5 protein-coding genes are annotated in these 14,598 nt (G+C 70.9%); 3 read left to right on the top strand and 2 right to left on the bottom strand.

The annotated features are described in order from the left end of the window. Positions 1 to 60: 60 nt before the first annotated feature. Positions 61 to 11,529 (top strand): filamentous haemagglutinin family protein, encoded by an 11,469-nt coding sequence (locus tag A6745_RS02790; RefSeq protein WP_066123213.1) that lies wholly within the window; start codon positions 61 to 63, stop codon positions 11,527 to 11,529. Between the two features lie 2 nt (positions 11,530 to 11,531). Beyond that, positions 11,532 to 12,053 carry an RNA polymerase sigma factor gene (locus tag A6745_RS02785; protein ID WP_066123211.1) on the top strand — a complete coding sequence of 174 codons (522 nt, stop codon included), beginning with the start codon at positions 11,532 to 11,534 and terminating at the stop codon, positions 12,051 to 12,053. Positions 12,054 to 12,114: 61 nt separating this feature from the next. Here the strand turns inward: A6745_RS02785 and A6745_RS02780 are convergent, their stop codons facing one another. Both A6745_RS02780 and A6745_RS02775 read right to left on the bottom strand, forming a co-directional pair. Beyond that, entirely contained in the window at positions 12,115 to 12,858 is a 744-nt protein-coding gene (locus A6745_RS02780; RefSeq protein ID WP_066123209.1) for a FadR/GntR family transcriptional regulator, read from the bottom strand. A gap of 17 nt (positions 12,859 to 12,875) precedes the next feature. Next, the gene (locus tag A6745_RS02775; RefSeq protein WP_066123207.1) at positions 12,876 to 13,613 is read right to left on the bottom strand and encodes an SDR family NAD(P)-dependent oxidoreductase; all 738 of its coding nucleotides are present in this window, start codon (positions 13,611 to 13,613) and stop codon (positions 12,876 to 12,878) included. 162 nt (positions 13,614 to 13,775) lie between these two features. On the opposite strand from A6745_RS02775, the gene A6745_RS02770 reads away from it, so the two are divergent. Then, complete coding sequence (locus A6745_RS02770) at positions 13,776 to 14,561, top strand: SDR family NAD(P)-dependent oxidoreductase (protein ID WP_066123205.1); 786 nt, start codon at positions 13,776 to 13,778, stop codon at positions 14,559 to 14,561. The last annotated feature ends 37 nt before the right edge of the window (positions 14,562 to 14,598 follow it).

Below are 14,598 nucleotides of genomic sequence, written 5' to 3'. Positions count from 1 at the left end.
ATCGCACGCTTGGCCGGCGCCCGCGCGCCGACCGGGGGGTTCTCGATCAGGAAGTGCCTCATGAAGACCTCGTCCGCGCGTTTCGTGCGTTCCCTCGATGCCGGCGGCCCGCGCCTGACGCCGCTGGCCCAGGCCTTGGCGGCGATGCTGATGGCAGGCAGCCTGGCGATGCCGGGCGCGGCGCAGGCCAGCGCATGGTTCGCGGCCTCGGGCGCGGCCAAGAACGCCGCCGCGGCCCAGGGCGCGGCGGGCCGGGCGCAGGCGGCGGGCGCGGGCCGGGGCGCAGGCAGCCCCGAGGCGCAGCAGATGGCTGCTCGCCAGAAGCTGGCGCGCTCGATCGACAACCTGAACCGGACGGCTGGCGCGATCGCTGCGGCCCAGGCCGCGCAGGCCGCCGCGCGCGCGGCCGACAGCGCGTCGCCCGTGCCTGACGGCCTGGCCGAGGGCGGACTCAAGCTGGCGCCGGACGCCTTGCGCGACCCGGCCCTGTGGCAGAACGCGGGCCTGCCCATGCAGCGCCGCGCCAACGGCGCCACGACGGTCGAGATAAACCAGACCGCGGACAAGGCCATTCTGAACTGGGAAACCTTCAACGTCGGCAGGAACACCACGGTGCAATTCCTCCAGGATGCGTCCTGGGCGGTGCTGAACCGGGTGAACGACCCCCAGGCGCGCCCGAGCCAGATCCAGGGCCAGGTCAAGGCCGATGGCACGGTGCTGATCGTCAACCGCAACGGCATCGTGTTCGGCGCGGGCAGCCAGGTCGACGCGCGCAACCTGGTCGCCGCGGCGGGGACCCTGTCCGACGACCAGTTCCGGGATTTCGGCATCCACGGCGCCGACCCGAACACGCCCACTTTCACGGACGCGTACGGCAAGATCGTGGTGCAGGCGGGCGCTCGCATCGCCACCCGCGAACCCGCCTCGGTGACCCAGGGTGGGGGCTATGTGCTGCTGCTGGGCACAGAGGTTTCCAACGCGGGCACCATCGTCACGCGCAAGGGGCAGGCGGTGTTGGCGGCCGGCGACGATTTCTACATCCGCAAGGGTGTGGGGACCGATGCCAACACCTATTCGACCACGCGAGGTAACGAGGTGGCGGTGCGGCGCGACCCCGACGGCCAGGACGCGGTGAATCCCTCCGGACGGGTCATCAACACCGGCCTGATCCAGGCGCGCGAGGGCGACGTCACGCTGACGGGCCACGAGGTGTGGCAGCAAGGCGTTGCCGTGGCCAGCACCACGGTGAACACGCGCGGCACGATCCACCTGCTGAACGCGCGCAGCGATGCCGATGGCCGAATCGTGCTGGGTGCGGACGCCGTCACGGCCGTGGTCGTGGAGGACGATGGCCAGATCGCTCTGGACGGCCAGCGCGCCGCGCTGATCGCGCAGTCGGCCGAGCAGGATCGCCTGCGCATGCTGTCCGTGTCCGGCGCCTTCGACAACTACTCCCGGCTTTCCGACCGTCGCGACCAGTCGCGCATCGAGATCGTCTCGGGCGGTTCGGTAGGCTTCGAGGGCGGCAGCCTGACCCTGGCGACCGGCGGGCAGATCGTGGCCGACGCCGCCGGCCGCGCCGTGATGGCCGACCGGGCGCAACTGGACGTCGCGGGCGCCGTGGGCGTGCGGCTGGCGATGGAGGCCAACAACGTCCAGGTCAACGTCCAGGGCAACGAACTGCGTGATGCGCCCCTGAATCGCGACAGCGGCAGGCTGGCCAACAGCAACGTGTGGCTGGACCGCCGCCGCCTGGATCTGCTGCCCGCTGGCACGGGCGGCTACGGATCCGACCGCTGGTACACCGGGGGAGGCCTGCTGGAGGTCAGCGGCTACCTGGACAACCAGGGCCACACGGTGGGCGAGTGGACCGCGCAGGGCGGTACCGTGACGCTGTCCGGCAGCGAGGTCGTCACGCGCGCGGGCGCGGTGGTGAACCTGGCGGGCGGCACGCTGGACGTGCAGACCGGCTATGTCCGCATGAGCTGGCTGCGCGGCGCCGACGGGCGGCTCTACACGGTGGACGATGCGCCGGCCTCCACGCTCTTGAAAGGGCTCTACAAGGGTTACGAGGATGTCCACGCGCGCTGGGGCCAGACGCTTTACTACTACAACCCGCTGATCGCCCCGACCCGGCGGCTGGAGCCCGGCTATACGGCGGGGCGCGACGCGGGAACGCTGATCGTCAGCGCGCCGCAGGCAGTGCTGGACGGCGACGTCGACGCCAGTGTCTACAACGGCCCGCGCCAGCATCAAGGGCGCCCCGCGGACCTGCAGGACGGCTACCTGCTGACCCAGAACCAGGTCGCACGGCCGGCGGGCCTGGTCGTGGGGCAGGTGGGGGGGGCAGGCTTCCTGCCGCCATACGACAGCCGCATCGTCGTGGGAAGCCCGCAGGATGCCGTGCCGTCCGCCGACACGCTGTGGCTGGACGCCGAGCGCCTGAGCCGGATGGGGCTGGGCCGGCTGGAACTGGCCAGCGCCGCCGGCATCGCCATCACGCACGACCTGACGCTGGCCGACGGAGGCGCGCTCAGGCTGGTCGCGCCCGAGATCGACGTCGCCGCGCGCGTCGCCGCGCGCGGTGGATCCGTCGGCGCCAGCAACGTATTCGACGCGGACGGCCGGTGGGGCAACGCCACGCCGCTGGTGGGAGTCGATGGCGGGTCGCGGATCACCTTGCACGAAGGCGCCGCGCTCGACCTGCGCGGCCTGTTCGTCAATACCGCGCTCGATGCGGGCGATGCCGCCCGGCTCGGCTGGATCGACGGGGGCGATGTCAGTCTCATTGCCACGGGCGACGTGCGGTTGGCGGCAGGCAGCCGGATCGACGTCTCCTCGGGGGCCGCCGTGCTGGCCAAGGGCCGCAGCGAGGGCGCGCGCGGCGGCGACGTGACGATCGAGGCGGACCACTACGCTGGCGTCCCCACGTCCCGGCCAGGTAGGCTGGTGCTGGACGGCGAACTGCTGGGCTATGGCGTCAGGGACGCGGGCACGCTGCGTGTGGGAGGCGGCCCGGTCCTGGTGAGCGACGAAGCGCCGCCAGCGCAGGCCGGGCAGCTGTTGCTGCGGTCCGCCTTCTTCCAGCAGGGGTTCTCGAACTACGAGATCGTGGGCGGCGCCAGCTTCGCGCCCGTCACGATCGCACCCGGCACGCAACTGGACGTGCGCAGGCCGGTCTACCGGTTGACCGACGCGGCCGATCGCCTGAAGACAGGAACGGACGCCGGTGCGCTGGACGCCTGGACACCGCCCACGTACCAACTGCACGCCGATTCCGCGACCGTCGTGCCGCGCCTGGGCGCGAGCCTGTCGCTGGCCGATGTCGGTGCCGTCTCCATCGGCGCGGGCGCGCGCGTGGCGGTCGATCCCGGACAGTCCATCGCGATCTCGGGCAACGGGCAGATCACGATAGACGGCCGCCTGGACGCCTGGGGCGGCACGATCGCCATCAACGAGGGGCTGGGCTTGCGCGCCGGCCAGCCGGCCGATCCCGTACCGTCGATCTGGATAGGCGAGGGCGCCGTGCTGGACGTGGCCGCGCGCGCCGTGAATGGCCTCGACGGGCAGGGCGGCCGCCCGTTCGCGTACGTGCCGGACGGTGGCTCGATCCGCATCGGGACCGAACCGTTCGAACCGGACGGCGCGCTGCCGGAAAACATCACGCGCTCGCTGGTCGTCATTCGCCCCGGGGCGCTGCTGGATGCATCGGGCGCCAGCGCCACAGTGGATCCCGACGCGGGCGCCGCCCGTCCGTCGGCCTTCTCGGGACGGCGGACGCTGGCGGGCAACGGCGGATCGATCACGCTGGCGTCCTCGTCGGGACTCGTGCTGGACGGCGACATGCGCGCGCCAGGCGGCGGCGCGGGCGCGGCGGACGGCCGGCTCGGCCTGATCCTGGAAACGTCGGTCTACGGGGACGCGGCCGCCGAGGCACTGAAGGTGCCACGCGTGCTGACCGTCTCGCAGGCGCGCCAGCCGTCCGCGCTGCCGGCCGACCTGGCGCCGGGCCAGGCGCACCCGGGACTGGACTACGGAAACGCGCGGCTGGGCGCTGACCAGGTGCAGGCGGGCGGCTTCGGCGACCTGTCCTTGTGGAGCGCGGACGTCATCCGCTTCGAGGGCGACACTACGCTGCGGCTCAACCAGAGCCTGACCCTGCGGCGCGGCATCATTGCAGTGGCCGAACAGACGCCTGGCGCCCAGGTGGTTCTGTCGGCGCCGGTGGTGCGCCTGGATGGCGCGGTGCCCCGCGAGAGCAGCGGACCGGCGGGGCTGCATCCGGGCCTGCGCAACATGAAGAATGGCACCTGGCGGCCGGCCGTGACGGCCAATGCCGGCACCCTGACGGTCGAGGCGGACCTGATCGATCTCGGCAATTGGTTGTCGTTCGGCGTCTCCGATACCTATGACGTGGCGTTCGTGCCCGGCAACGGCTACAACGTCATCAGCCGGCCCTTCGAGGCCCCGGGCTTCGCGGACATCCATCTTTCCAGCCGCGGCGATATCCGCCTGCGCGACGGCGTGGTGTCGACCGCGGGCAACCTGACGCTGACGGCATCGCAGGTCTATCCGGTGACCGGCGCGGCGGCGACGATACAGGCCGGAGCCTTCCTGGACGGCAGCGGTACTCTCAAGTCGCGTCCCGACAGCGTGCTGGCCGTGCGCGGCAATGGAAAAGCGGCGGCCGTGCCGATGTCCATCTTCGGTACGTTGGCGCTGATCGGCGGCGTCATCGACCAGGGCGGCATTTTGCGTGCGCCATTGGGCGCGATCCATCTGGGGGCCGGCGCCCGCCTCGGTTCCTACGAATCCCGCAACGGCAGCCGCGTGCTGCTGCGCGCGGGCAGCGAGACCTCCGTCAGCGCCGCGGGGATCACCATCCCCTATGGCGGCACCGTGGACGGCCTGAAGTATTACTACGACGGCCAGGAGCGCGCGCTGTCGAGCCTGGTGGCGCAAGACGCGATGGGCAGGGTGGCGGTGGTCGCGGAACGGTTCGAGGCCGAACCTGGCGCCGTGCTCGATCTCTCGGGCGGCGGCGAACTGGCGGGCGCCGGCTTCATCCCGGGCCGAGGGGGGTCGGTCGACATCCTGCATGCGCCGCTGTCCGCCGCCAATCCCAGCTTCGGATTCAGCGGATCGGGCAACACGGTCTATGCCATCGTGCCCGGCTACGCCGCGGACTATGCGCCGCTCATGCGGGAGAAGGGCGCGGGCGATCCAGCGGTGGGCCAGCGCATCTCCTTGCCCCAGGGTATCCCGGGCCTGGCCCCGGGCGCGTATACCTTGCTGCCGTCGAACTTCGCCCTGCTGCCTGGCGCCTATCGGGTGGAGATCGGCGCCGGCTTGCGGCATGACCCGGGCGTGACCGCGCTGGGCGACGGCTCTTACGTGGTGGGGGGCTATCTCGGCATCGCCAATACGGCGGTGCGCGCGGGGCTGCCCAGCCAAGTCGTGGTGACACCCGCGCAGGCGGTGCGCGCCCATTCGCAGTACAACGACACCAGCTACAGCCGCTTCGCGCTCGATCAGGCCGCGCGTTTCTCGACCACGCGGTCGCGCCTGCCGATGGACGGCAAGCAGTTGATCCTGATGTTCGAGCAGGCAGGCCAGGGCCTGGATTTCAAGGGCGTTGCACGATTCGCGCCGCAGGCTGAGGGCTACGCCGGCTCCCTGCTGGTCCAGGGCAGCGCCACCATCGAAATCAAGTCCGCCGCGGCGGCGGCCACGGCGGGCATGGTGTCGCTGGACGCCGCGGACCTGTCGCGTTTCGCGCCGGGCATCCTGTCCGTGGGCGGGACCTACCGAGCCGGAGCGGGGGGCTACGTCTTCCTGAGCAGCGATCTGCAGACGAAGCCAGCCATCGTCGTGCGCAGCGGCGCCGTGCTCGAGGCCGGGCAGATCGTGCTGGCCAGCGACGACATTTCCGTCGAGGCCGGCGCGGTCCTGGACACGACGCGCAATACGTCGGCGGTCCCCGACTCCACGCTGGGATACTTGTTCGCCAACGGCACCACCCCGCAGAATGCGAAGTTCGGATCGGCGCTGGTGGTGGCCAACGGATGGCTGAATTTCCTGCCGGCGGTGTTGCCCTCCAATGCCGCCACCAGCCGGCTGGAAGTGGCCGATGACGCGGTGCTGCGCACGCGTGGCACCATCGGGTTCGTCGCCGGCGACCAGTTGACGCTCGGACAGGCGCAGCTCAATGCCCGCTATCTCGCGCTCAGCCTGCCGGCCGTCAACCTCGGCACGGAAGAGTCGCTGGCCGCCGCGCAGGCGGCCGGAGTGCTCGGCACCGGCTGGAACCTGACGCAGAAGACGCTGGACCGGCTGCTCAATCCGGCCACCACGAATCTCTCGGCGTTGGAACGCCTGTCCTTCTCGGCGCGCGACGGCATCCATTTCTACGGCAATGTCTCGCTCGATGCGCGCAATCGCGCCGGCGGGTCGGCGCAAACCAAGGTCGTGCTCGATACGCCGGCCATCTATGGCTGGGGGGACGCGGACACGTCGGCGACGCTGGCCGCCGACACGCTGCTGTGGAACGGCATTGCCACGGGCAGCGGCTTGCCGACCGACCCTTACGCCAGCCTGCAGCCGCCCGCCGTGCGGCCGGGCGGTTCCGGCACCGGCTCGGGACGCCTCGACCTGGTGGCGCGCGAGATCGAATTCGGCTACGACACGCTGGCGCGCAGCCAGAACGCCGCGGAACTGCAACGGTTGGCGCTGGGATTCTCGGACGTGGCGTTCATCGCCTCCGAGAAAGTGACCGCCAACAACCGCGGCCAGGTATCGGTCTTCCGTGGCGGGACCGACGCGGCCTCGTATGCGGGCGGCAATCTCACCATCGACACGCCCCTGCTGACCACCGAAAGCGGTGCGATGATCGATTTGCGCGCGGGGGGCGCGATCAGGGTCGGCGGCGGTGCCGCCGCCGCTTCCGCCACGCAGACCGGGCTGGGCGGAGAGATCCGCCTGCAGGGCGGCACGATCCTGCTGGACACCCGGATCGCGCTGCCCAGCGGGCGCCTGGTCGCGGCGGCGCAGGGCGACGTCCTCCTGGGCGAGCACGCGCAGATCGACCTGGCCGGACGTGCCCTGCCGTTCTTCGACGTGATGCGGCAAAGCAGGGGGGGCAGCCTGGAAGTGGAAAGCCAGGCGGGGCGCATCGTGCAGGCCGCGGGCTCGCTGATCGACGTATCGGCCCGCGACAGCGATGCGGGCGCGATCAAGGTCCTGGCGATGCAGGGTTCATCCCTGTTCGCGGGCACGCTGCGCGGCGCAGCCGAAGGCAGCGGCGCCGCGGGCAGTTTCGCGCTTTCGGCCGACACCATCGCCGACTTCGCCGGCCTGAACACGACGCTGAACACGGGTGGATTCTTCGGCGAGCGGCGCTTTGCGACGCGGCACGGCGACCTGGTCGTGGGCAACGAGGTGCAGGCGCAGTCGGTCACGATCTCGGCCGACGGCGGCAGCCTGACCGTGACCGGCAGGATCGACGCCAGCGGCGCGAAGCCTGGCCGTATCCGGCTGTCGGCCCGCGATGGGCTGACGCTGGCCGCCGGCGCGACGCTGGACGCGCGCGGCACGATGCTGCAGGTCGACAGTCGCGGCGCGCCGATCGATGCCTCCAACCGTCCGGTCGTCGAACTGACGGCGCGCCTGGGCACGGTCACCGTGGCCGAGGGAGCCAGGATCGACCTGAGCTCGGCCGATGGCATCGCGCGCGGCACGTTGGAGATCAATGCGCCGCGCCTCGGCGGCGGCGACATCGCGATCGATGCGGCCGCCCGCATCGATCTGCCCGGCGCCAGCAGCATCGCGGTCAACGGATTCCGTACCTACACGCCGGCCGATGGCATCATCAGCCAGGACTACCTGGACGCCATCCATGGCGACAGCGCCGCCTTCATGTCCGAGGCGTACGCCAATGGCGATCTGTACGCCCGCCTCGCGGGGCTGGCGGCGCAGGGGGCCGGCTTCCATCTGCGGCCCGGCGTCGAGATCGCCAGCGCGGGGGATCTGGCCACGCAGGGCGACCTGGATCTGTCGGGACATCGCTACGGCCCTGCTGCGGATTCCGGGGAGCGTGGCGCCGGCGAGCCCGGCGTGCTGGTCATGCGCGCGGGCGGTGACATCCGGATCAACGGCAGCATCAACGATGGCTTCGCACCGCCGCCGGCCAGCCAGGACGACTACGGCTGGGAGGACGGGCGCACGGGCCAGGTGTGGGCGCTGTCGCAGATGCTGGCGCCGGGATCCCGCTCCTGGTCGATGCGCATCGTTTCCGGCGCCGATCTCTCGGCCAGCGACACCCGGGCCGTCCGGTCCGTCCAGTCGCTGGGCGCCAGCGGCGATCTCCTGCTGGAAGACCGGCATCGCGGCGGCGACTGGCTGATGGAGGCGATGAGCGTCGTGCGTACCGGCACCGGATATCTCGACCTGATCGCGGGACGCGACTACCGCGTCGCCTCGCGCTACGGCGTGTACACCGCCGGTTCCGCCTTGCCCGGCCTGCAGGCGCATGGCGAGATCTGGTTGTCCGATGGCGGCGGCGACGTGCGCGTGGAGGCCGGCCGCGACATGACCGGCTATGTCTACATGAGCGACGTCGACGCCAACCAGAAGCGCGTCAACGAATGGCTGCGGTGGCAGGACGGCGCCTGGGGCATCAATTTCGGCGCCTACATCATGGACACCTGGGGCCTGTCCCAGTTGGCGGGCTTCGATGGCATCGGTGCGCTGGGCGGCGGCAACGTGACGGTGGTGGCGGGCGGCGACGCCGGCGTCACGGCCCCGCAGACCTTCGATTTCAACCTGGACGTGGGCCTGACCGAGATGCGTTCCGGCGGCCTTGTCGTCGCCGTGGGCGGCGGCGGTTATGTCGACGGTGGCGGTGTGTTGCGGCAGACCGGCGGGGGCGACATCGTGATGCGGGTGGGCGGCCGCCTGAACTCCGCGCCCATGCTGGTCCCGAACCAGCCGGGGGGCAGCATGCTGGTCAACGTGCGGGGCGACGTGTCGGTGGATGCGTCGTCCATCGGCCTGGTGAACAAGCTCAACTACGGCCAGCCCAGCTATCCCGATCCCAGGCTCATCGATCCGACGCGCCCCTACGATTTCCAGCCCGACAGCGGCCTCATGCTGGTGTTGGGGGACAGCCGAGCAAAGATCGACACGCGCGGCGATCTCGTCCTGCTGCACGTCACCGATCCCGGCGAGACCGATCGCGCCAGCGAGGCCGGCTTCATGCCCTCCATCAGCGCCTCGGCCTTCTCGTTGTGGTCGGACCGCACGGCGGTCGACCTCTTCTCGGCCGGCGGCTCGGTGGCGCCCGTCACCTCCAATGTCGTGAATGGCAGCTTCAACGATTACTACTACTACAGGCCGGCCGCGCAATACCGTCCGTATCCCTCGGCGTTGAGCGCGGTGGCGGGCGGTGGCGACGTGCTGGTGTTCGGCCAGGCCGAGCTGCAGCCCCTGCCCGGCGCCAGGCTGGACCTGCTGGCGCGCGACTCGATCTACTACGGCTTCCGTTCCAGCGGCGATAGCTTCTACGGAAGCAACTACATGACGATCTGGGGCGAAGGCCAGGCCGGCCATGCGGCCCAGCCGATGCGCTTCTACGCCGTGAATGGCGACATCACCAACCTCCGTACCGGATACGTCCGGCAGCCTTCGTACGACGTGCCGGACACCGCGTACGTCGGAGGCGGGCCCGTGTGGATGCGGGCCGGGCGAGACATCATCGGCAGCGGCGGGCTCGACGATCCCGCCACCACGGTCAACGAAGCCGGCATGGGCGGCCTGATCGTGCACGGCGACGCCGCGGACGTATCGATCATCCAGGCCGGGCGCGACATCATCTATGCCAATCTCAGGGTCGCTGGGCCCGGTTCGCTGGAGGTGACGGCGGGCCGCGATGTCTACCAGGCGGACCAGGCCTCGCTGCTGTCCATCGGTCCCGCCGACCCGGCCGACACCCGTCCCGGCGCGTCCATCGCGGTGCAGGCCGGCGCGGGAGTGGCGGGCGCGGACTGGGCGGCGCTGATTGCGCGCTACCTGGATCCCGCCAACCAGGCCGACCTGGCCCCTGGCCGTTCGTTGGCTGGCCAGCCCGACAAGGTGGTCCACGTCTATACGGATGAACTCATCGCGTGGCTGGCCGCGCACCATCCCGATACCGGCTCGACGCTGCGTTTCGCGGACGACGGCTCGCCAGCGGTGTTCGACATCCAGGCCTACACCGGCCTGAGCCCGGCCGCGTATGCCGCGTCCACGCCCGAGCAACGCCTGGCGGCCGTGCGCGCGCTGCAGGCCGGTCCGCGGCAGGCGCTGGCCGAGCAGGCCAGGGCGGTATTCGCGCGGCTGCCGCAGGAACAGCAGCGCATCTTCCTGCGTTCGGTGTACTACGCCGAGTTGCGCGAAGGCGGTCGCGAGTACAACGACCCTGGCAGCGCGCGCTTCGGCAGCTATCTGCGCGGGCGTCAGATGATCGCCACGCTGTTCCCGGTCTATGACACGGGCGGCGACCTGACCGAGCAGGTGCGGTCCAGCCTGGACCCGACGGGCGCGGATGGCGCGGGCCAGGCCTATGCGCGCAAGTACGCCACCCTTGCGCGCGGCGGGGATTTCACGATGTACAGCTCGGCCACCGGCGTGCCAGGCAGCGCCTCCTACACGACCCGCGATGGCGCGTTGCGCACCCAGTTCGGCGGGGCCATCGACGTGCTGGTGCCGGCCGGGCAGATCGTGGTCGGCGCACAGGGAGTGGCGCCGGGCGCCGGCGCCGGCATCGTGACGCAGGGCGCGGGAGATATCTCGCTGTACTCCAGCGGGTCAATCCTGCTGGGCCTGTCGCGCATCATGACCACTTTCGGCGGCAGCATCCTGGCGTGGTCGGCGCAAGGCGACATCAACGCGGGGCGGGGCGCCAAGACGACGGTGGTCTACACGCCGCCGCGGCGCGTGTACGACCAGTGGGGCAACGTGGCGCTGTCACCGCAAGTGCCGGCCAGCGGCGCGGGGATCGCCACGCTGAATCCGATTCCGGAAGTGCCGCCGGGCGACGTGGACCTGATCGCCCCGCTGGGCACCATCGACGCGGGCGAAGCGGGTATCCGGGTATCCGGGAACATCAACATCGCGGCCCTGCAGGTGGTGAATGCCGCCAACATCCAGGTGCAGGGCGAATCCAAGGGCATGCCGGTGGTGGCCGCGGTGAACACGGGCGCGCTGGCCAGCGCCAGCGCGGCGGCCAGCAGCGCGGCCACGGCGGCACAGGAGGCGGTGACCCGGTCGCGCACCGAATCGCAGAAGGCCTTGCCGTCGATCATCAGCGTGCAGATCCTGGGATTCGGCGACGCCTCCGCACCCGTGCCGAATACCGGGCCGGGTGCGGGCGCCGCGGGCGATGCGGGTCGCTACAACCCGCGCAACGCGGTGCGCGTACTGGGGCTGGGGGAGCTGCCGCAGCAAGCCCGGCAGCAGCTCACGCCGGCAGAGCGCGACAACCTGGGCCTGTAGCGATGCGAGCGCCTGTACGGCCGTCGGACCCCGCGCCGGCGGGCCTGCGCGATTGCCTGGTCGAGCATTACGCCAGCCTGCATCGCCGCCTGGCCCGGCGGCTCGGATGCCCCGACCTTGCGCGGGAAAGCCTGCACGAGGCATGGTTGCGCCTGGGCGACAGCGCCGCGTCCCAGGCGCTGCGCTGTCCGCAGGCCTATGTGTACCGGGTCGCCTGCAACGTCGCTTTGGATCAATTGCGCGCGCGGCGCCCGTTGCAGGCCTTGGACGACAGCGAGGCCGCGCGTCCGGAAGAGGTGCCGGACGCGCGGCCGGGCCCGCAGGCGCTGGCCGAACTGCGTTCGGACCTGCGCGCCGTGGCGGACGTGATCGGACGATTGTCGCGCAGGGACCAGGCCGTGCTGGCCGCGCTGCAACTGGAGGACATGACACGCGAGCAGGTAGCCGGGCGCTATGGCCTGACGCTGCGCACGGTGGATACGGCAATGCGTCGCGCCCGGCATGGTTGCGCGGCGTTCGCCTGAGGCCCGGACGGATCGTTCCGGCGGCGTGCGGCAAGACCATCGCCATGCCGCTGGTCGGGGCTCAGGGCGCGTCGTCGGCGTTATATAGCCGCAGCCGCAGGGCCGCGTTGCGCAGGTGGCGCTCGGCGGCTTCGCCGGCCGCCTGCGCGTCGCCATCCGAGATTGCCTGGAAGATGGCCTGGTGCTCGGTCTGCACGTCGGCCATGCGCTGCGCATACATCCGCGCAGTATTGCGGCGTGCGCTGCGGATGACGTGGCGCACGCTGGATTCCAGGTATTCGTTCAGCGCCACCAGGTGCGGGTTGTGCGTGGCCTGCACGATGGCCTGGTGGAAGGCGTAGTCCTCGTCGTCGCCCAGCTTGTCGTTCAGCACGGCATATTCCATGCCGACCAGGCCCTGGCGGATGCGCTTCAGGTCGTCCGGCGTGCGGCGCTGCGCGGCATAGCGCGCCGCCGTGCTCTCGATGGCCAGCATCAGTTCCAGGATGTGTTCCAGTTCCTGGTTGTCGGTGGGCGAGATGGCGGCGATACGGAAGGCATTCTTGCGCGCGCCGGGATCGACGAACACGCCCTTGCCTTGTTGCGAGGTGACCAGCCCTTCGGACTTCAGGCGGGCGATGGCCTCGCGCACCACGGCGCGGCTGATGCCGTGGGCCTCGGCCAGTTCGCGCTCGGTCGGCAGGCGGTCGCCGGGCGCAAGCTGGCCCTGGTGGATCCGGGTGGCCAGCAGTGCCGCCAGGTCGGCGGGCAGGGAAGGGCGCGCGGATTCCGGCGCCGTATCGGTCGGGAGCGAGGCAGCAGTCATGAGGCGGGGCGGCCTGTTCAGGAGAGGTAGATACCGCCGTTGACCTGCAGGGTTTCGCCGGTGATGAAGGCGGCCAGCGGCGAGCACAGGAAGGCGATGGCGCCGGCGATGTCTTCGGCGCTGCCATGGCGGCCCAGCGGCGTGCTGGCCAGCAATTGCGCGCCTTTCTGGCCCAGCAGGTCGCGCGTCATGGACGTGGCGATTATACCGGGCGACACCGCGTTGACCCGCACGCGCGGGGCCAGTTCCAGCGCCAGGCTGCGCGAGAAGGACAGGATGGCGCCCTTGGCGGCGGCATAGGCGGCGTGCGCATGGCTGCCCCGGTGCGCGGCCAGCGAGGCCAGCAGCACGACCGAGCCGCCGTCGCGCAAGGCGGGTTGCACCGCGCGGCACAGGTAGAACGTGCCGTTCAGGTTGATGTGCATCAGGCGTTGCCAGTCGGCGTCGCTCGTGTCCTTGACCAGCGCTTCGGGATAGATGCCCGCGCAGTGCACCAGATGATCGATGCCGCCGAACCGTGCCTGGCACTGGCGCACGGCGCGGTCGCAGTCGGCGGACGACGAGACGTCCGCCGGGAGAATCAGCACCTCGTTGCCGTGCACGCCCAGGGCTTCGGCGGCGTGGGCCAGCCGGGCGCCGTCCACGTCCAACAAGGCGACGCGCGCGCCGTGGCGCGCCATCAGGTGCGCGGTGGCCAGGCCGATGCCCATGGCGCCGCCGGTGACCAGGACGGTCTGGTTCTGGAACGAAATCACTTTCTGTCTCCGAGGGTCGTGGCCGGCGAAATTGGCCGTTGACAGCCGGCCGCCGACGCTTTCATAATTTGTCTGACAACAAATATAACTGGTCAGACAAGCTAAGCAAAGCGAGATCGGCGCGCCACCCGGCCGCGCCGGCCCTGATTGGACGGAGACACTATGCAGACATCCCGGGCAACCGACACGGGGTTGCAGGATCGGGCCGTGGTCATCACCGGCGCCGCGCGCGGCATCGGCCTGGCGTGCGCGCGGGCCTTCGCGGCCGAGGGCGCGCGGCTGGCCTTGCTGGATCGGGACGCCGAGGCGCTGTCCGCCGCGTGCGAAGCATTGCGGGCACAGGGCGCGCAAGCCTTGCCGCTGGCCGCGTCCGTGACCGACCCGGACGCCGTGGCCCATGCCTTCGAGCGCATCGACGCCGCTTATGGCGCCGTCGATGTCTTGGTGAACAACGCCGGCGTGTCGGCCAACAAACCCACGCTGGACGTCACGCCGGAAGAATGGCGCCGCGCGGTCGATATCAATCTGAACGGCGTCTTCTATTGCGCGCAGGCCGCGGGCCGGCGCATGCGCGGGCAAGGCGGCGGCACGGTCATCAACATGGCGTCGATGTACGGCGTGGTGGCCGCGCCCGACCGCGCCGCTTACTGCGCCACCAAGGGCGGCGTGGTGCTGTTGACCGAGTCGCTGGCGCTGGAATGGGGCCCGCTGGGCATCCGCGTCAATGCGCTGGCGCCGGGCTACGTGGACACCGGCCTGCTGCGCGACCTGGACGCGCGCGGCCGTGTGGACATCGAGCGGCTGAAGGCGCGCACGCCCCTGCGGCGGCTGGGCAGCGCGCCGGAGATGGCCGATCTGGCCGTCTTCCTGGCCTCGCGCCGGGCCGCCTATCTCACGGGCCACACGCTGGTGGCCGATGGCGGCTGGAGCCGCAACGCTTATCTGTAGGGCGCCGTGGCGTCCTGAACCTTTCCGGAGTTCGACC

It is taken from the genome of Bordetella ansorpii (genome assembly GCF_900078705.1).
Classification (GTDB): Bacteria; Pseudomonadota; Gammaproteobacteria; order Burkholderiales; family Burkholderiaceae_B; genus Bordetella; species Bordetella ansorpii_A.
Note: the sequence above shows the minus strand (reverse complement) of the source record. Positions and strands in the feature narration are given on the sequence as shown.